Origin of the sequence: Duganella guangzhouensis (genome assembly GCF_009674535.1) — a bacterium.
GTDB classification, from domain to species: Bacteria; Pseudomonadota; Gammaproteobacteria; order Burkholderiales; family Burkholderiaceae_D; genus Rugamonas; species Rugamonas guangzhouensis.
The window spans coordinates 98157-115626 of the sequence record NZ_WKJK01000012.1; the positions used below are offsets into that span (position 1 = coordinate 98157).

General features: G+C 62.7%; 16 protein-coding genes. 10 read left to right on the forward strand and 6 right to left on the reverse strand.

Features of this window, described 5'->3' with window-relative positions; translation table 11 throughout:
• Positions 1-453: 453 nt before the first annotated feature.
• Both GJ699_RS21900 and GJ699_RS21905 read left to right on the forward strand, forming a co-directional pair.
• Positions 454-1092, forward strand: coding sequence for a TRAP transporter small permease (locus tag GJ699_RS21900; protein WP_371867634.1), 639 nt, complete (start codon positions 454-456; stop codon positions 1090-1092).
• Positions 1093-1190: 98 nt separating this feature from the next.
• A complete protein-coding gene (locus GJ699_RS21905) occupies positions 1191-2480 on the forward strand; it encodes a TRAP transporter large permease (RefSeq protein ID WP_195763624.1) in 1290 nt (429 codons plus the stop codon).
• A gap of 33 nt (positions 2481-2513) precedes the next feature.
• Here the strand turns inward: GJ699_RS21905 and GJ699_RS21910 are convergent, their stop codons facing one another.
• Complete coding sequence (locus tag GJ699_RS21910; protein WP_154380272.1) at positions 2514-3500, reverse strand: TRAP transporter substrate-binding protein; 987 nt, start codon at positions 3498-3500, stop codon at positions 2514-2516.
• Between the two features lie 129 nt (positions 3501-3629).
• Between GJ699_RS21910 and GJ699_RS21915 the strand changes: the two genes are divergently transcribed.
• The 3 genes from GJ699_RS21915 (at position 3630) to GJ699_RS21925 (ending at position 6613) form a co-directional block, all read left to right on the forward strand.
• Entirely contained in the window at positions 3630-5648 is a 2019-nt protein-coding gene (locus GJ699_RS21915; protein ID WP_154380274.1) for a sensor histidine kinase, read from the forward strand.
• 4 nt (positions 5649-5652) lie between these two features.
• On the forward strand, positions 5653-6240 hold the full coding sequence (locus GJ699_RS21920; RefSeq protein ID WP_154380276.1) for a response regulator transcription factor: 588 nt from the start codon (positions 5653-5655) through the stop codon (positions 6238-6240).
• 154 nt (positions 6241-6394) lie between these two features.
• Positions 6395-6613, forward strand: a complete 219-nt coding sequence (locus GJ699_RS21925; protein ID WP_154380278.1) for a hypothetical protein — start codon at positions 6395-6397, stop codon at positions 6611-6613.
• On the opposite strand, the gene GJ699_RS21930 is transcribed toward GJ699_RS21925, so the two are convergent.
• Both GJ699_RS21930 and GJ699_RS21935 read right to left on the reverse strand, forming a co-directional pair.
• Entirely contained in the window at positions 6614-8374 is a 1761-nt protein-coding gene (locus tag GJ699_RS21930) for a DUF885 domain-containing protein (protein ID WP_154380280.1), read from the reverse strand. It lies immediately after the preceding gene.
• A 46-nt stretch (positions 8375-8420) separates the two neighbouring features.
• Positions 8421-9848: a sensor domain-containing diguanylate cyclase gene (locus GJ699_RS21935; RefSeq protein WP_229262229.1), complete on the reverse strand. Its 1428-nt coding sequence runs from the start codon at positions 9846-9848 to the stop codon at positions 8421-8423.
• A 103-nt stretch (positions 9849-9951) separates the two neighbouring features.
• Here GJ699_RS21935 and GJ699_RS21940 point away from each other — a divergent pair, with 103 nt between their 5' ends.
• A complete protein-coding gene (locus GJ699_RS21940; protein WP_154380284.1) occupies positions 9952-10803 on the forward strand; it encodes a CPBP family intramembrane glutamic endopeptidase in 852 nt (283 codons plus the stop codon).
• Here the strand turns inward: GJ699_RS21940 and queG are convergent.
• Positions 10735-11847: a tRNA epoxyqueuosine(34) reductase QueG gene (queG, locus tag GJ699_RS21945; protein WP_154380286.1), complete on the reverse strand. Its 1113-nt coding sequence runs from the start codon at positions 11845-11847 to the stop codon at positions 10735-10737. The genes GJ699_RS21940 and queG overlap by 69 nt on opposite strands.
• A 58-nt stretch (positions 11848-11905) precedes the next feature.
• Between queG and tsaE the strand changes: the two genes are divergently transcribed.
• From tsaE to GJ699_RS21960, 3 genes are read left to right on the forward strand one after another with little or no spacing between them, the layout of a single operon-like run.
• Positions 11906-12391: a tRNA (adenosine(37)-N6)-threonylcarbamoyltransferase complex ATPase subunit type 1 TsaE gene (gene tsaE, locus GJ699_RS21950; RefSeq protein ID WP_154380288.1), complete on the forward strand. Its 486-nt coding sequence runs from the start codon at positions 11906-11908 to the stop codon at positions 12389-12391.
• Complete coding sequence (locus tag GJ699_RS21955) at positions 12355-13725, forward strand: N-acetylmuramoyl-L-alanine amidase (RefSeq protein ID WP_154380290.1); 1371 nt, start codon at positions 12355-12357, stop codon at positions 13723-13725. Before tsaE ends, GJ699_RS21955 begins: the two co-directional genes overlap by 37 nt.
• Before the next feature lie 18 nt (positions 13726-13743).
• Positions 13744-14583 carry a D-hexose-6-phosphate mutarotase gene (locus tag GJ699_RS21960; RefSeq protein WP_154380292.1) on the forward strand — a complete coding sequence of 280 codons (840 nt, stop codon included), beginning with the start codon at positions 13744-13746 and terminating at the stop codon, positions 14581-14583.
• Here the strand turns inward: GJ699_RS21960 and GJ699_RS21965 are convergent.
• Positions 14580-15599 (reverse strand): carbonic anhydrase, encoded by a 1020-nt coding sequence (locus tag GJ699_RS21965; protein ID WP_154380294.1) that lies wholly within the window; start codon positions 15597-15599, stop codon positions 14580-14582. The two genes, GJ699_RS21960 and GJ699_RS21965, sit on opposite strands and share 4 nt — an antisense overlap.
• 141 nt (positions 15600-15740) lie before the next feature.
• The gene (locus GJ699_RS21970; RefSeq protein ID WP_154380296.1) at positions 15741-16385 is read right to left on the reverse strand and encodes a VTT domain-containing protein; all 645 of its coding nucleotides are present in this window, start codon (positions 16383-16385) and stop codon (positions 15741-15743) included.
• 135 nt (positions 16386-16520) lie between these two features.
• Here GJ699_RS21970 and GJ699_RS21975 point away from each other — a divergent pair, with 135 nt between their 5' ends.
• Positions 16521-17441, forward strand: coding sequence for a peptidylprolyl isomerase (locus GJ699_RS21975; protein ID WP_154380298.1), 921 nt, complete (start codon positions 16521-16523; stop codon positions 17439-17441).
• Positions 17442-17470: the final 29 nt, after the last annotated feature.

Genomic DNA, 17470 nt, shown 5'->3' on the forward strand with positions numbered 1-17470 from the left:
AAAAAACGCACCCGAAGGTGCGTTTCAAATCCTGCTTCACGTTTCCGGCCACTTGCCTGGTTCCGTAGCGCACTTGTGGCGGCTTGCAGACCCTATAACAGCGGCATTCTGTAAAACGTGTGTCTCCTCGATCTCGCCGGTATTGATTACCGATTCTATACACACTCCCCACTTACAATTCTGGGCTCTTGCTACAGGGGCTCATATCGTTATGCATGTATCCCCTAGAGCGTCGCCATCATAACGTATCTATTAAGCTTTTTCTCAATTTTTTTGTGCGCATAGTTTAGATATCAAATACCCGACGCAGAGCAAACAAGTTGTGGTATGAAGCAAATCCGACACTGTAGCCAACTTAGTAATAGCCCTTATTGCCACACTGTTGGCAGCTGGCTACGTTATCACTATGCTGGATTTCCCGGCACCAATAAAACTTAGAGACATATTATGCTGATAAAAATACTGGATCATTTGGAGGAGTGGATCATCACGCTGTTGATGGGCGGGGCTACCCTGATCATCTTCCTGTCGGTGGTGCATCGCTACGGCACCGGTATGCCGATTCCCTATGTGCAGGATTACCTGCTGTCGCTGCACTTCGAGTGGGCGCAGGAGCTGGCCATCATCATGTTCGTGTGGATGGCCAAGTTCGGCGCCGCCTATGGCGTGCGCAAGGGCGTGCACGTTGGCGTCGACGTGCTGGTCAACCGCCTGCCACCGGAGTGGCGCCGCTTCACGGTGATGCTGGCGCTGGTGTGCGGCATGCTATTCACCGGCATCATCGGCACGCTGGGCCTGACCTTTGTGTGGGAAAACGGCATGCACCACGCGGTCTATACCCTGCTCGGCCGCGACGCCAGCGAGGTGCCGGAAGGCCCGACCACGCCCGACCTGGAATGGCCGACCTGGCTGGTCTATTCCGCGGTGCCGTGGGCTTCTTATCTGATGTGCTTCCGCTTCATGCAAGTCAGCTGGACCTTCCTGCGCCACGGCGAGCTGCCGCACCATGACGAGTCCCAGGTCGAAGGCCTGAGCGACGACGACCACGACGAACTGTTCGCCGCCGCCCCGGCCCACGGAGGTGCGCGATGAGCGGCGCGATCGCCATGCAGGGCATAGAGCCCTGGACCAAAAAGAAAGCCGGCACCGTACTCGCCATCCTGGTCGGCATCCTGCTGGGTGTCTGCATCATGGGCGGCAAGGTCGGCATCGTGTTCGCGCTGCTGATCCTGCTGATGCTGACCGGGATACCGGTCTCGATCGCGCTCGGCCTGACGGTGCTGATGTTTATGTACCTGCTGACCGAGGTGCCGATAGAGGCGGTGGCGCTGAAGCTATTCACCGGCATCGAGAAGTTCGAGATCATGGCCATTCCGCTGTTTATTTTGGCCGGTAACTTCCTGACCCACGGCGGTGTCGCCAAGCGCATGATCGCCTTTGCCACCAGTTTGATCGGTCACTGGCACGGCGGCCTGGCGCTGGCCGGCATCATCGCCTGCGCCATGTTCGCGCTGGTGTGCGGCTCGTCGGTGGCGACGGTGGTGGCGATCGGCTCCATCATTCTGCCGGCCATGGTCAAGCAGGGCTATCCCAAGCAGTTTGGCGCCGGCGTCATCATCACCGCCGGCTCGCTGGGGATTCTGATGCTGCCGTCGATCCCGAAAGTGATTTACGCGATTTCCACCAACACCTCGATCGGCGCGCTGTTCCTGGCTGGCCTGTTCCCCGGCATTCTGCTGACCGTGATGTTGTGCGGTACCACCTGGGTGCTGGCCAAGAAGAACAACTATCCACGCATGCGCAAGGCGTCCTGGGGCCAGCGCTGGGCCGCCTTCCGCAAAAGCGTGTGGGGGCTGATGCTGGTGGTGATCATCATCGGCGGCATCACCAAGGGCATCTTCACGCCGACCGAGGCGGCGGCCATGAGCGCGGTGTATGCGTTTGTGATTTCGGTGTTCGTCTACCGCGACATGCCGCTGTCGAAAACGCCGGAGGTGCTGAAGAAATCGGCGGCGCTGTCGGCCATGCTGTTGTACATCATCACCAACGCCGTGCTGTTCTCCTTCCTGATGGCGCACGAGAACATCCCGCAGGCGATGGCGGACTGGATTCTGAATAAAGATCTGGGCCAGGCCGGCTTCCTGTTCTTCACCAACATCCTGCTGCTGTTGGCCGGTAACGTGATGGAACCGTCGTCGATTATTCTGGTGATGGCGCCGATACTGCATCCGGCCGCGATCCGCCTCGGCATCGACGCCGTCCACTTCGGCATCATGATCGATGCGAACATGGAAGTGGGCCTGTGCCATCCGCCAGTGGGCCTGAACCTGTACGTGGCCAGCGGCATCTCGAAGATGAGCATCTCCGAGCTGACCGTGGCGGTGATGCCATGGCTGCTGACGATGCTGGTGTTCCTGGTGATTGTGACCTACTGGCCGGGACTGTCGCTGTGGCTGCCGAAGGCGATGGGACTGATGTAGATGTGAAAAGCCCCGCTTTAGCGGGGCTTTCTTTTACTTGGCGGCTTCCTTGTTCATCGCCGCGATCAAGTCCTTGCCGATCCGGCTCTCCATCTGCTGCTGCACCGGCAGCAGCGACTTGCGCCATTCGGCCTGCTCTTTCACGCTGAGCGTGTAGATCTCGGTCTTGCCGGCCTTTTTGATGGCCTCCAGCGCCAGATCATTGTCACGCTGCGCAATCGCCTTCTCGAAGGTGGTGGCTTCCGCCATCGCCTTGTTCAGCGCAGTGCGGATATCCGGCGGCAGGCCGTCCCAGAACTTCTTGTTGACGATCACCGCATAGCCCAGGTAACCGTGGTTGGACACCGTCACATACTTCTGCACCTCGTGCATCTTCTGGGTGTACATATTCGACGGCGGATTCTCGGTGCCATCCACCACGCCGGTCTGCAGCGCCTGATACACCTCGGAGAACGCCAGCACCTGCGGATTGGCGCCCAGCGCGCGCATCTGCGCGTCCAGCACCTTGGACGACTGGATACGCATTTTCAGCCCCTTGAAGTCGGTCGGCGTACGCAGCGGCTTATTGGCCGACATCACCTTGAAGCCGTTATCCCAGTACGCCAGACCGGTGATGCCCTTCGGCTCCAGCTTCTTCAGCAGCGATTTGCCGATTTCGCCTTCGGTCACGTTATACAGCGCGGTTTTGGACGGGAAGATATACGGCAGGTCGAAGGCTTCGAACTCCTTCACGCCCAGCGGGCCGAATTTGGCCAGCGATGGCGCCAGCATCTGCACCGCGCCCAGTTGCAGCGCTTCCAGTTCTTCCTTGTCCTTGTACAGCTGACTATTCGGATACACCTCGACCTTGACGCGGCCATTGGTTGCCTTTTCGGCCAGCTGTTTGAAACGCTCCGCTGCCTGGCCCTTCGGCGTGTCGGTCGCGACCACGTGGCTGAATTTGATAACGATAGGCGCTTGCGCGTAGGCGTTGAAGCTCAGGGCCGCGCTCAGGACGAGCAGGACGGGTTTCAGTTTCATGAAGTCTCCTGGTGGGTTTAAAGTTACACTATTCTTCTATTCTGACCGATTCTTATGAATAGCCGCAACACTGGCAACTGTGGATAACCACAATGACCGCACCGCCCTGACCAGCTACCCTGACCGCCCATGACATCCGCCCATTCTACCGCGCCCGCCATCCCCCGCCGCCCGCCGTCCAGCACCGCGCTGCGCTGGCTGCTGCCGATCGTGCTGGTGTTGTTTTTTCTGGCGATTTTGATCTGGCTGCCCTGGCAGGCGCGCCAGATGGAGAGCAACGAGCGCCAGGAACAGCTGATCGCGGACACGCTGTGGGTGGAGCAAACCATCCGCTTCCAGATGGCGCGCGACGAGGAAAGCCTGCGTTCACTGGGGGTGGAAATCGCCAACGGCCACCTGTCGTCCAAAGATCTGCACGAGCGCATGGCGCGCCTGCTGAAAAACGGCCACGAACTGCTGCGCGTGGTCTGGCTCAAGCCGGACGGTGAACTGGTGGCCAGCAGCGATCCGCAGGCGGCGCCGGTCAAGCTGTCGCCGGCCTCGCAGACCACCGCCGACATCACCCGCAAATCGCGCCGCCCGATGTACACCCAGCCGGAGGCACAGACCCCGGACCAGTCGGCGGCGCCGTCGGCGGTGCTGATGGATTATCACGTGCCGCTCTATCGTGGCAACGACTATCTGGGCAATCTGGTCGCCACCTACCAGACCTCGGCCCTGCTGGACGAGATGGTGCCGTGGTGGTTCGCCCAGGATAACCAGGTCACGCTGGTGGACCGCGACGACAAGGTGCTGGCGCGCCGCGCCGCCGCCGGTCCGGGCCACGGCGTCTACACCCACAAGCGCGCGCTCGACCTGCCGGGCGCCTGGGTCACGCTGGTGACCGACAGCGTCAAGAGTGAACCGCAGCTGCTGCCCAACCTGCTGGTCGGCTCGGTGATCGTGCTGTCGCTGGGATTGTTATGGAGCCTGCTGGCGTTATGGGGCCACATCTCGAAACGGCTGGCGGCCGAGGGCGCGCTGCGCCAGCAGATGTCGTTCCGCACCGCGATGGAAAACTCGCTGGTGACCGGCCTGCGCGCGCGCGACCTCGAAGGCCGCATCACCTATGTCAATCCGGCCTTCTGCCAGATCGTCGGTTACCCGGCCGAGGAAATCGTCGGCAAGCTGCCGCCCATGCCCTACTGGGCGGCGGAGGCGATGAGCGAATACCAGGCGCGCTTCGCATCGGTTTTGGCGGGCAAGGTCACGCCGCAGTTTGAAACCATCTTCCAGCGCTCGGACGGCACCCGCGTGCCGGTGCTGGTGTTCGAGGCACCGCTGGTCGACAACGACGGCAAGCAGACCGGCTGGATGGGCTCCATCCTCGACATCTCGGACCGCAAGCGCATCGAGGAATTGAATCGGCAGCAGGAAGAAAAGCTGCAAACCTCGGCGCGCCTGGCCACCATGGGCGAAATCGCCTCGATGCTGGCGCATGAGCTGAACCAGCCGCTGGCCGCCATCTCCAGCTACACCACCGGTGCGCTGAATGTGCTGAACCGCGACGGTCCGCCCGACTGCTCCATCCTCAAGCCGGCGCTGGAACAGGCCAGCGCGCAGGCGCAGCGCGCTGGCCAGATCATCCGCAGCGTGCACCAGTTTGTGAAGAAGAATGAGCCGCAGCGACAGGAAATCGCCATCGGCGCACTACTGGATGGCATCCGCACCCTGATCGAGCTGCAGGCGCGCCAGAGCTATGTCTCGTTCCGCACTCAAATTCCGAACGACCTGCCGCCAGTGCGCGCCGACCGCGTGATGATCGAACAGGTGCTGCTCAACCTGACCCGCAACGGCATCGAGGCGATGCAGCAGGTGCCGCAATCGCAGCGCGTGCTGAATGTGGTGGCCGACTACGATGCGGAACAGGGCATGGTCAGCGTGGCGGTGATCGACCATGGCCATGGCATTCCAGAGGAAGTGGCGCAGCGCTTGTTCTCGCCGTTCTTCTCGACCAAGGCCGAAGGGATGGGGATGGGACTCAACATCTGCCGGACTGCGATAGAATTCCACGGCGGCGCACTGACCTTCCGCGCCAACCCGCAGGGCGGGACCATATTTACGTTCGTGCTGCCGGCGCTGCCGGCCGGTACGGCACAGGAGACATAAGAACATGCTGCATATCGTCGACGATGAAGCGGTCGTGCGCGACGCGCTGACCTGGCTCGCCACCTCGCGGGCGATCCCCGCGCGCGCCTACGAATCGGGCACGCAGCTGCTGGCGCAGATCGGCAAGGGCGATTTCGACGCCGACGGCGACTGCGTGCTGCTGGACGTGCGCATGCCGGACATGAACGGCGTGGCGGTGTTCGACCAGCTGCTGGCGCGCGGCCTGGCGCAGCGCATGCCGGTGATCTTCCTGACCGGCCACGGCGACGTGCCGATGGCGGTGGACACGCTCAAGCGCGGCGCCTTCGACTTCTTCGAAAAGCCGTTCAACGACAACCAGCTGATGGACCGGGTGCAGGAAGCGCTGGTCAACTCGCGCCGCGCCGGCGAAACGGCGGCGGTACACGCCCGCCTGGCCACGCTGTCCAGCCGCGAGCGCGAAGTGCTGGACCTGATCCTGGCCGGCAAAATGAACAAAGTGGTGGCGGACGAACTAGGCATCAGCATGCGCACAGTAGAAGTCCACCGCGCCCACATCTTCGACAAAATGCAAGTCAAAACCGCCGTCGAACTGGCCGGCCTGCTGAAGTAAATTCCACTCCACCCCGCTTGATTCCCCTCAAGCGGCGGCCTACCATGAAGTGACAACATCGTCCCATGCTCACCGCGTGGGCGAGTGATCTCGCTTATCTGGGTGCCTGTTGGCGATGACACACGCGTTATTTCTTGCAGATATGGTGATAAGCATGAAACGAGAGACTATTTCGAAATTCTATTTCACTCAGGAAGAAATTGATGCGGCCATTGCGGCCGCACCCAACTTCGTAAATATTGCAGATGATCCTGACTGTCCATATGATCCAAATGATGCAGCATCAGTCCACGCATATTGGTCGAAAGCAATCCTCACATTCCCCGGCGGACATCCACATCAGGATCCACTGTGGAGAACCAAACGCAAGTAATCAGCTCTTCTGCTGCGTGGCGATCCATTCGTCCACCACTTGTTCCAGCACCGACAGCGGCACGTTGCCGGTTTCCAGTACCACGTTGTGGAAGCTCTTGATGTTGAACTTGTCGCCCAGCGCCTGTTGCGCGCGGGCGCGCAGGTCGAGGATGCGCATCATGCCGATCTTGTAGGCGCACGCCTGGCCCGGCATCACCACGTAACGATCCACCTCGGCCGGCGGAATGCCGTAGTCGATGCCTTGCTGGCGGGTCCACTTCATCGCGTGCAGGCCGGTGTCCACCACCAGCCGGCGCGCGCGGAACAGTTCCGCGTCCAGCTGACCCAGACGCCCCACTACATCATCGCCATACCAGCCGTTTTCCGCCGCCAGCTGTTCCGCGTACAGCGCCCAACCCTCGCCATACGCCGAGCCGACGCCAAACACGCGGTCGCGCCGATAGCGCGGCAAACCGGTATTCTCCTGCTGCAGCGCGACCTGGAAGTGGTGACCCGGCACGCCCTCGTGATACACCAGCGTGCGCATGCCGACGATGCGGAAGTCCGGCCCCGGCAGCGGCGCCCAGAAGATGCCCGGCCGCGTGCCATCCTTGGCCGGGCCGGTGTAGTGCGCCGCCGCCGTCTTCTCGGTGAACAGCGGCTCGCGCTTGACCACCACCGGCGCCTTCGGCACGATGTCGAACAGGTCGCGCGCCCGCGCTTCGGCGTCGCGCAGGATCGCGTCATAGCGCGCCAGCAGTTGCGGACGCGGATCGGCCTCCTTCGGCTGCTGATCCTTCTCCAGCTGCTCCATGCGTTGCTTGATCGACCCCTCGCTGTAGCCGATCGACACCAGCAAGCCATTCATCTCCTTCTCGATGCGCCCCACTTCACGCAGGCCGATCTCGTGGATCTGCTGCGGCGTGTAATCGGTGGAAGTCATCTGGCGCAGCACCACCGCATACGCCTTGTCGCCATCCGGCAGGCGCCACAGGCCGGCGTCGTTGGTGGTGCGCGGCAGCTGCTCCTGCAGCAGCGTGTGCGCGCGCTGGAACACCGGCAGCACCGACTGTCCCACGATGGCCGTGGCCTCGGCCGCAAACTTGGCCTGCTGCTCGGCCGGCACATCCTTCAGATTGGCCATGCGCTGCACCAGCGACGCCACCAGCACATTGTTCTGCGGCTCACCGTCCAGGAAGCGGTCCAGCTGACCAATCGACGCCTGCGTGATAAAGGTCGGCATCAGGATGCCGTGGCCAGCCGCACCGCGCGCCTGCACGATGCCGGTATCCATCTTGCCCGCCACCGCCTTCAAGCGCACCAGATAGTTTTCGATATCGCGCCGGTTGCGGATCGGGTGCTGCTGCGACAGGAAGTTCACGATCTGCACATGCAGGCCGGTGAACTGATTGAACACGAAGTTGTAGTCGCGGTAGGGATAAGCATCCACCGTGCCCTGCAAACTCCAGGCGATGGTGGCGGCGCTGGCGCGCTGCTGCGGCGTCAGTTTGCTGCGATCCACGGCCGCCAACTGCGCCAGCGACTTCTTCGCACTCGCCACTTCCGCCGCGCGGAACAGCACCGTGTTGGGCGTCAGCTTGCGGTCCAGCGCATCCTGCTCCTTGGCGTCGAAGTACTGCTTCTGCGTGGCCTGCTCCGGATCGCTGCGCAGCTTGGCCACGGCCACCTTGTCGGCCCAGTCGTCGAAGTTCAGCGCCTGCGCGGCCAGCGACAACGATGCGCCGGCCAACAACGCCATGAATCGGATTGAAGTTTGCATGGCCAGCGGCCCCTATATAGACTAGAAGCCAGCGAGTGTAGCCCAGTCAGCGGGTGTCGTCGAGCGAGGTGCGGTTACGCCCGCCCTGCTTGGCGCAATACAGCGCGCGGTCGGCGCGGCTGAACCAGCGCTCGTAGCTGGCATCATCGTCGCGCACCACCGCCACGCCCAGGCTGATCTTCATCGCGATCGCCTGCGCGCCGAATTGCGCCGGCGTTGCCGCCACCTGCTGGCGCAGACGCTCGGCAAACGCATAAGCGCCATGTTCACCGGTATCCGGCAGCACGATCAGGAATTCCTCGCCACCATAGCGGGCCGCGAAATCCACCTCGCGCATCACCGAACGCATCACGTTGGCCAGATGACGCAGCGCGGCGTCACCGCCCGGATGACCGTAGCTGTCGTTGATCTGCTTGAAGTGGTCGATATCCAGCAACACCATGGCGGCGCTGTGGCGCGAGCGGCGCGTGCGCTGCCACTCCGCCTTCAGACGCAGATCGGCCGCGCGCCGGTTCAGCAGATCGGTCAGGCCATCGGTGGTGGCCAGCTTTTCCAGCTCCGCCAGCAGCCGGTCCTGCGACTGCTGCCAATGCGCGAACAGCTGATAGCCGAAGAACGCGATGAACAATACGATCGCCACGAACACCCAGTAGAAAATCCACATGGTCTGACGCATTACATTCATCGCGTGCGCCAGCGTGGTCAGGTGCGCCTGCTGGTCGGCCAGCTCGATGGTGACGAAGCCGTACACCAGCACGCCCAGCGTAACGGAGGCCAACAGCCCAAGAACGGCCTGGCGCGAGTTGGTGTGCATCTTGCGCATCAGCTGCGGATGCGCGTTCAGCCAGCGCTCCACCCGTGGCCACAGCAGCGCCATCGCCGGCCCGGCCAGCAGCACGCTTTGCAGGAAGGCGCCCAGCCACCAGCCCTGCCAGATCGGCAGCAGCGCCGCGCGCTCGTAGTGATTGGTATAGCTCCAGATCAGCGCCCCGGCGGAGCTGAACACGCAGGCCACGAACGACAGCTGCACGTAAAACAGCATCGCGCTGATGCCGCGCAGGTCGCGCCGCATCGCAATCGCCTGGTAACCGATCGCCATGATCGCCAGCCCGAGGGGATTGGACAGCGCAAACAGCAACGCCCACGCCAGCGGCATGCCGGCGTACAGCGCCAGCGTCAAGGTCGCGCAATAGGCGGGAAGCGCGCCCCACCACCAGCCCAGCGTGAGCGTCAGCAGCAGGCAAATCAGCAAGGTCGGATACACGGTCAGGTAGACCGTCACGCCGCCGAATTCGAGGGGGATGCCGGACCAGCGCCAGATCACCATGCCCACGCCCAGCGCCACGCACAGCACCAGCAATACCAGCCAGCCGCCGAACAGGCACAGTTTCTGGCCCCTGCTGCCGTCGCGCCACAAACGCCATGGCGACAGTTCCCGGTAGGCGGGCGACACTTCCGCGTCTGTTCTGGACAAAGCTATCCTCCTGGTTGTGGAGGCATTATACAAACTTGGTGAAAATAATTGCATAATCGCTTACTGTTGCAATAAATTCAAATCACCGAAACAAGGATATTCCATGAGCGTCGCCCAGCAGGTCGTTCCATCCCCGCCCTCGTTCCGCCACCGCCTGTTTGTGCATCCACTGACCCGCATCGTGCTGGGTATCGTCGCCGTCATGCTGCCCGTGATGCTGACGTTGATGCTGACCGATATCCTGGTCCCCAAGCCGTTGCGCGCGGTGTGGCCGCTGCTGCTGGCCGCCGCCTTGAGCGTGCTGGGATACTGGCAGTTCACCACTCTGCTGGAAAAGCGCAGCGCAACCGAACTGGCGCTGTCGGGTGCCGCGCGCGAGGCCGGCCTGGGCATCGCGCTGGGCGCTACCTTGGGCCTGGCCGTGGCCGGCCTGCTGGCCGCCGCCGGCAGCTTCACCATCACCGGCACCAGCACCGGCTGGGAGTTCCTGCTCAAGTGCCTGCCGGAGCAGATCATGGTGGCGTTCTTTGAAGAGCTGATGTTCCGCGCGGTGCTGTTCCGCATCGTCGAACAGCGCTGGGGCACGCGGGTGGCGCTGGTGGTGTCGTTCCTGGGTTTCGCGCTGGCGCATATCCAGAACGATCATATGAACCTGATCGGCATCGTCACCACCGGTGTGGCCGGCCTGACGCTGTCCGCCTGCTACCTGCTAACGCGCCGCCTGTGGATTTCGGTCGGCATGCACTTCGGCTGGAACTTCCTGTATGACGGCGTATTCGCGGTGCCATTGTCCGGCCACGCGGCGCGCGGCTGGCTGCAGGTCGCCCTGCCCGGCCCGGAATGGCTGACCGGCGGCGCCTACGGCGTCGAAGCCTCGGTACTGACGCTAGTGTTGTGGGGCGCCGCCGCCTTCATCATGCTGCGCCAGCGCCCACGCCACGTGCTCGCGCACTAATTCGGATGGATGGTCGCGGCGCGCCAACAGCGCCGCCACAATCGCCGCGTCACCGCGCGCGCCGGCCGCCGCCGCATTCCCCAACCCCACCGCGAGATTGCGCAGCCAGCGTTCATGGCCGATGCGGCGGATCGGGCTGCCCTCCATCTTGCGGTTGAATTCTTCCTCGCTCCAGGCGAATAGCTCTACCATTGAGGCGTGGCCCAGGCCATGGCGCTCGTCGAAATCCGGCAGCACGGCGCGCTGCGCGAACTTGTTCCACGGGCAGGCGGTCTGGCAGTCGTCGCAGCCGTAGACCCGGTTGCCGATCAGCGGCCGCAGCTCCAGCGGAATCGCGTTCTTCAATTCGATAGTCAGGTAGGAGATGCAGCGGCGCGCGTCCAGCCGCCCCGGCCCGAGGATGGCTTGGGTGGGACAGGCCGTGATGCAGGACGAGCACTGGCCGCAGTGGGCGCCGGTCGGCTCATCCACCGGCAGCGGCAGGTCGACCAGGAATTCGCCCATGAAGAACATCGAACCGGCGCTACGCGACAGCAGCAAGGTGTGCTTGCCGCGCCAGCCCAAACCAGCCTTCTCGGCCAGCGGCAGCTCCATCACCGGCGCCGAGTCGGTGAACACGCGGTAGCCGAAATCGCCGATCTGCGCCTTCACCTTGTCGGCCAGCTGCTGCAGGCGGGCGCGTAGCACCTTGTGGTAGTCGCGGCCGCGCGCATAGATCGAAATCACCGCCGCGCCGGGATCGGCCAGCCGCGCCGCCTCATGCTCGCGCCAATCGTTTTTGGTCTCCCCCGGCAGATAGTTCATGCGGGCGCTGACCACGCGTATCGTGCCGGGCACCAGCTCGGCGGGACGCGCGCGTTTCATGCCGTGGGCCGCCATGTAATCCATTTCGCCATGCATGCCGGCGTCCAGCCACGCCTGCAGGCCGGCTTCAGCGTGACTGAGGTCGACGTCGGTGATGCGGATTTCGGCAAAGCCCAGCTCCACACCCCAGCGCTTGATGCTGAGGGCAAGTTCGGCTAAATTGGTTTCAGACAGGGACATCGGGCGCGGGCTAGAAGGTACAATGGCTGGCGTTCCAACCAATACGACATTTTAATTGATGCAGCACTTCACAGCCCATCTCCACGACGAAGAAGGCACAGCCGCCCTGGGTGCCGCCCTGGCGCGCGCCTTGGCGCCCGGCCTGGCGATCCATTTGCACGGCGACCTGGGCGCCGGCAAAACCGCCCTCACCCGCGCTCTGCTGCACGCGGCCGGCCATACCGGCACGGTGAAAAGCCCGACCTACACCTTGTCCGAACCCTATCAGGTCCAGCTGAACGGCCGCGCCGTCAGCGTCATCCACTTCGACCTGTACCGCATGTCCAGCGCCGAGGAATTCCTTGACGCCGGCTTCCGCGAAGACTTCAACGGCGACAACATCTGCATCGTCGAGTGGCCGGAAAAGGCCGACGGCGTGCTGCCGCCACCGGATCTGAACGTGTTTTTGACTGTGGCCGGCAACGGCCGTGATGTAGAATTGCAGGCGTCTACCGCCTTGGGTAACTCATGCCTTCAACGTCTTCATTTCGCTCCAAACATGTGAGCCGCCGCACCGTGCTGAAGGCCGGTGCCACCCTGCTGCTCTCGGTGACCGCGCCCATGCGCGCCCGCGCCGCCCAGATTCTGGCCGTGCGCGTGTGGCCGGCCGAGGACTACACCCGCGTCACACTGGAAAACGATACCGACCTCAAAGCCACCCACTTCATCGTTAAAGATCCGGAGCGGATGGTGGTCGACATCGAAGGTCTGGAACTGAACCCGACGCTGAAAGGGCTGGTGGCCAAGATCCAGTCCAACGACCCGTACATCAAACAGGTGCGCGTGGGCCAGAACCGGCCCAACGTGGTACGCCTGGTGTTCGACCTGAAGGCGGAAGTGACGCCGCAGGTGTTCACGCTGCCGCCGGCCGGCAATTACAAGCATCGCCTGATCTTCGACCTTTACCCGGTCAAGCAGGTCGACCCAATCGCCGCCATGATCGAAAAAGGCGACTGGTCCGATCCGGCGCCCAACGTGGCCGCCGCGCCAACGCCGACGCCAAAGGAACAGCTGGACGCGCTCAAGCCCGACACCAAGGCCGAACCGCGCGAAGAACTGAAGGCCGAACTGAAAACCGCCGAAGCCCAGACCAAGACCGCCGACAAGTTCGACAAGCAGGGCAAGCTGGTACGCATGATCACCATCGCGCTCGATCCCGGCCATGGCGGCGAAGACCCCGGCGCCTCCGGCAAGAACGGCAGCCGCGAGAAGGACATCGTGCTGGCCATCGCCAAGCGCCTGAAGAACAAGCTGGAAGACCTGCCGAACATGCGCGTGATGCTGACCCGCGATGCCGACTACTTCGTCCCGCTCGGCACCCGCGTCGACAAGGCACGCAAGGTGCAGGCCGATTTGTTCGTCTCGATCCACGCCGACGCCTTTGTGCAGCCGACCGCGCGCGGCTCGTCGGTGTTCGTGCTGTCCGAAAAAGGTGCCACTTCGTCGGCCGCGCGCTGGCTGGCCGACAAGGAAAACGCGGCCGACACCATCGGCGGCGTCAACGTCAAAAGCCACGACAAGCAGCTGGCCAGCGTGCTGTTCGACCTCTCCACCACCGCGCAGATCAACGACAGCATGAAGCTGGGCCGCGCCGTGCTGGGCGAGATCGGCGGCATCAACCGCCTGCACAAAGGCTCGGTCGAGCAGGCTGGCTTTGCGGTGCTGAAGGCGCCCGACATTCCATCGATCCTGATCGAGACCGCCTTCATCTCCAATCCGGAAGAAGAAGCCAAGCTGCTCGACGACGACTATCAAAACAAACTGGCGGATGCCATCGTCACCGGCATTCGCCGCTATTTCGCCAAAAACCCACCGCTGGCAAAGAACCGGCTTACTTAAGAGAGTTAAGAGAGAACCATGGCTGTAGTAAAGATGACCACTTACGGCGAGCTGCCGGCAGTCCACCTCACCGCCGCCGATGGCGCGCAAGCGACGGTGTCGCTGTTTGGCGCCCATCTGCTGTCCTGGAAAACCGGCGATGGCCAGGAGCGTTTATTCGTCAGCTCCAAAACGCCGCTGGACGGCAGCAAGGCGATACGCGGCGGCGTGCCGGTCATCTTCCCGCAGTTTAATGTGCGCGGCCCCGGCCTGCGTCATGGCTTTGCGCGCATCAGCAACTGGCGCCTGACCGGCCAGGGCGGCGACGGCGGAAGCTCGTATGTGGAATTCAGCCTGGCGCCGCAAGACCTGGCGGAAGAACACCGCCTGGCCTGGCCGCACGCGTTTGCGCTGACGCTGCGCTTCACGCTGCACGGCGATGCGCTGGAGATGGATTACAGCGCCCACAATCCGGGCGCGCAGCCATTCCCGTTCGGCGTCGCGCTGCACACCTATTACGATGTCGGCCATCTGGATGCGACCAGCATCAGCGGCCTGCGGCACCAGCAGTACACCGATCATCACAACAACACCCGTGTGCAGGATTATCCGGCACTGCACTTCACCGAAAAGCACGACCGCATGTACGAAGTCACGCCCAACGTGACGCTGAACACCGCCAATGCCACGCTGCGCCTGGAGCAGCAAGGGTTTGAGCAATGGGTGGTGTGGAATCCGGGGCAGGAAGATGCGGCCGCGCTGGTGGATCTGGCGGATGAGGAGTATCTGAACTTCGTCTGCATCGAACCGGCGCGGATACACCAGCAGCCGCTGGCCGCCGGCGCCACCTGGACCGGCAAGCACAAGATCTCGGTTTAATTCGACTCTTTGATGATGCGGCCGTTACTCGGCTGCGTCGGGCGGGCATTCAATGGATACAGGCGGCTGAACAGCGCCATCTGCGCCGGCGATGCCTGCACCGGCTCCTTCATCACCATCCACAGCACGTTTTCTTCGCACGGCGGCGTCGTCATCGATCCCATGAAGGTATAGTAGTCGCGCCGCGCCGGCAGCAGGTCGGCCGGATCGAGCGCGATCGCCGGCACCGCCGTGTCGTACTTCTCCAGCGGCAGATTGTTCCACACCGTCTGAATCACCGGCTGCGCCTTGCCACGCTCCAGCAGCAGCGCCAGCATGGCGATATGACCCGAACTGTCCTTGTGCACCAGGTGCACCACCATCTCGTAACCCTTGCCGTTGATGCGCTCTTCGGATGGCCGATGGAAGTGGAACTGAATCAGCTCATAAGTACGGTTACCCACCGTGATGTAATTGCCGCTGCCGACCATCACCTGCACGGTATGGCCGTTGTCCGTCACATTGAACGACGACGGATGATAGTCGAAGGTGATCTGCTCCAGCTCCACCTTCATGCCATCGCGGATATCGATCGGTGACTGGCGGTTGCCGCTGCCGCAGCGGGCCCAGGCCGGATTGATGCTGCCCCAGTTGGCCGGGCCGAATTCGCCCTCATACGACCACACATTGCTGATCTTCGGCTTGGCCGCCTCCACCGCGGCGGCGGCCGCCTTGGCCTCGGCCTGCTTTTTGGCCTTGGCCGCCGCCGCCACGCGCGCCTGCTGGTTGGCGCGCATGATGGCCAGCCGTTCCTGGATGCGCACCGACAGATCGGCCTCGGCCTGCGCTTCCTTATCGCGCTCGCTCAGCTTGCGCGCCGACGACGAGCCGGAGGCAGACGCACCCGACGAGGTCGACGCCGCGCCCGCAGCAGCGCCCACCGCCGTTTTCGCCGATGGCGAAATGAGCGGATCGCTGGCGCCGCTGGCTGCGGTCACAACGCAGCAGCAGGCTATCAGAGTCAGGAAAAAGCGCATCGGGTATCCAGAAAGTAACAATTACAGTCTGGTATACGGATGCATTTGGGAAAAACTTGAGGGCGACCGATGGGGAAAGTGTCAAAACGTCACGCCGCGACGGCCGCGCGGCGTGACTAGAGGCAGCATAAAGGCAGCAGCTTAGCGGCGCTGCAGGCGGCGCGTCAGCTTGTAAACGCCACCCACCGCCATCGGCACCACGGCCACGCCAACGCCAACCAGCACGATCTCGGTCAGGTGGTCGCGCACGATCGGCATATTGCCAAAGAAGTAACCAGCCGTGGTCAGCAGCGCCACCCACAGGATGGCGCCGGTGAAGTTATACAGCTGGAAGCGGGCAAAGGTCATGTCCGACACGCCGGCCACGAACGGCGCAAACGTGCGCACCACCGGCACGAAACGCGCCAGCACGATGGTCTTGCCGCCGTGTTTTTCAAAGAATTCGTGGGTGCGCTTCAGCGCTTCCTTGTTAAGCCAGCGGTAATCGTGGGTAAACACCTTCTGCCCCACCTTCTCGCCGATCCAGTAATTGACGGTGTTGCCGGTGATCGCCGCCGTACTGAGCAGGAACATCAGCAGCGCCAGATTCATTTCGCCCACCGCGCACAGCGCGCCGGCGATGAACAACAGAGTGTCACCAGGGAAGAAGAACAGCACCACCAGTCCGGTTTCGCAGAAGATGATGGCAAACAGCACGACATAGATCAGCGTACCGTATTGTTGGATCAGCACTTCCAAAGTCTTGTCGACATGAAGGATCATGTCAAAAAATTGCATTAAATCCATATTCTTCCCATAAAGTGAGCGCCGGAATCATACACCACCTGTCGTTGCTGGCGGCAGTTTCCCGGCGATTAATATCCAGTTTACAATCGGCTCAGGCCCCGCAGCAAGCGGGTTCGCTCAACCCAGGAGAATTGGATGACCTTGTCCCACACCTTCCGCGTTTTCACCCTGCCCGCCCTCGCCATCAGCGTCGGCATGGCCTTTGCCGCCGACCTGCCGGCACGTCCCAGCGCCAGCGACATCATTAAAACCTCCAAGCCGTCCGACTGGCGGCCGCTGGACCCGGCCAACACGCTGTATATGGACTTGCCAACCGGCCGGGTGGTGATTGAACTGGCGCCGGACTTCGCGCCGGAGAACGTGGCCAACATCAAGACGCTGGTGAAAGAACATTATTTTGACGGGCTGTCGATCAACCGCTCGCAGGATAACTATGTGGCGCAGTGGGGCGATCCAAACGGCGAGACCAAGCCCAAGTCGCTGGGCACGGCCAAGGCCAAGGTGCAGGGCGAATTCAGTGTGCCGATCACCAATGACAAGCACTTCGTGCAGCAGAAGGACTTTGACGGCTACGCGCCGCAGATCGGCCATTCGAACGGATTCCCGGTGGGGCGCGATCCCAAGGCCAAGACCACCTGGCTGGCGCACTGCTATGGCATGGTCGGCGTCGGCCGCGACAACGATACCGACAGCGGCAACGGCGCCGAGCTGTATGCGGTGACCGGCCACGCGCCGCGCCATCTGGACCGCAACATCACGCTGGTGGGCCGGGTGGTGTCCGGCATGCCGCTGCTGACCACTTTGCCGCGCGGCGGCGAGGCGATGGGCTTCTATGGTGCCAACGAACCGCACATGCCGATCGTGTCGGTGCGGCTGGCGGCCGAGGTGCCGGAGGCTGAGCGCAGCAACCTGGAAGTGCTGCGCAGCGATGCGCCTATCTATCAGGCGGTGCTGGAGGCGCAGCGCAATCGCGGCGGTCCGTGGAATAAATACGCGGCCAACTATCTGGAACTGTGCAACGCCACCATCCCGGTGCGCGAACATCCGAAACAGTAAGTGGCCCGGCGGAGGACGTTATAATCTCG

Coding starts and splice junctions, on each gene's coding strand:
- GJ699_RS21905 (WP_195763624.1), top strand. CDS start 1,191: ATGGGCGGCAAGGTCGGCATCGTGTTCGCGCTGCTGATCCTGCTGATG.
- GJ699_RS21910 (WP_154380272.1), bottom strand. CDS start 3,500: ATGAAACTGAAACCCGTCCTGCTCGTCCTGAGCGCGGCCCTGAGCTTC.
- GJ699_RS21915 (WP_154380274.1), top strand. CDS start 3,630: ATGACATCCGCCCATTCTACCGCGCCCGCCATCCCCCGCCGCCCGCCG.
- GJ699_RS21920 (WP_154380276.1), top strand. CDS start 5,653: ATGCTGCATATCGTCGACGATGAAGCGGTCGTGCGCGACGCGCTGACC.
- GJ699_RS21925 (WP_154380278.1), top strand. CDS start 6,395: ATGAAACGAGAGACTATTTCGAAATTCTATTTCACTCAGGAAGAAATT.
- GJ699_RS21930 (WP_154380280.1), bottom strand. CDS start 8,374: ATGCAAACTTCAATCCGATTCATGGCGTTGTTGGCCGGCGCATCGTTG.
- GJ699_RS21940 (WP_154380284.1), top strand. CDS start 9,952: ATGAGCGTCGCCCAGCAGGTCGTTCCATCCCCGCCCTCGTTCCGCCAC.
- queG (WP_154380286.1), bottom strand. CDS start 11,847: ATGTCCCTGTCTGAAACCAATTTAGCCGAACTTGCCCTCAGCATCAAG.
- tsaE (WP_154380288.1), top strand. CDS start 11,906: ATGCAGCACTTCACAGCCCATCTCCACGACGAAGAAGGCACAGCCGCC.
- GJ699_RS21955 (WP_154380290.1), top strand. CDS start 12,355: ATGCCTTCAACGTCTTCATTTCGCTCCAAACATGTGAGCCGCCGCACC.
- GJ699_RS21960 (WP_154380292.1), top strand. CDS start 13,744: ATGGCTGTAGTAAAGATGACCACTTACGGCGAGCTGCCGGCAGTCCAC.
- GJ699_RS21965 (WP_154380294.1), bottom strand. CDS start 15,599: ATGCGCTTTTTCCTGACTCTGATAGCCTGCTGCTGCGTTGTGACCGCA.
- GJ699_RS21970 (WP_154380296.1), bottom strand. CDS start 16,385: ATGGATTTAATGCAATTTTTTGACATGATCCTTCATGTCGACAAGACT.
- GJ699_RS21975 (WP_154380298.1), top strand. CDS start 16,521: ATGACCTTGTCCCACACCTTCCGCGTTTTCACCCTGCCCGCCCTCGCC.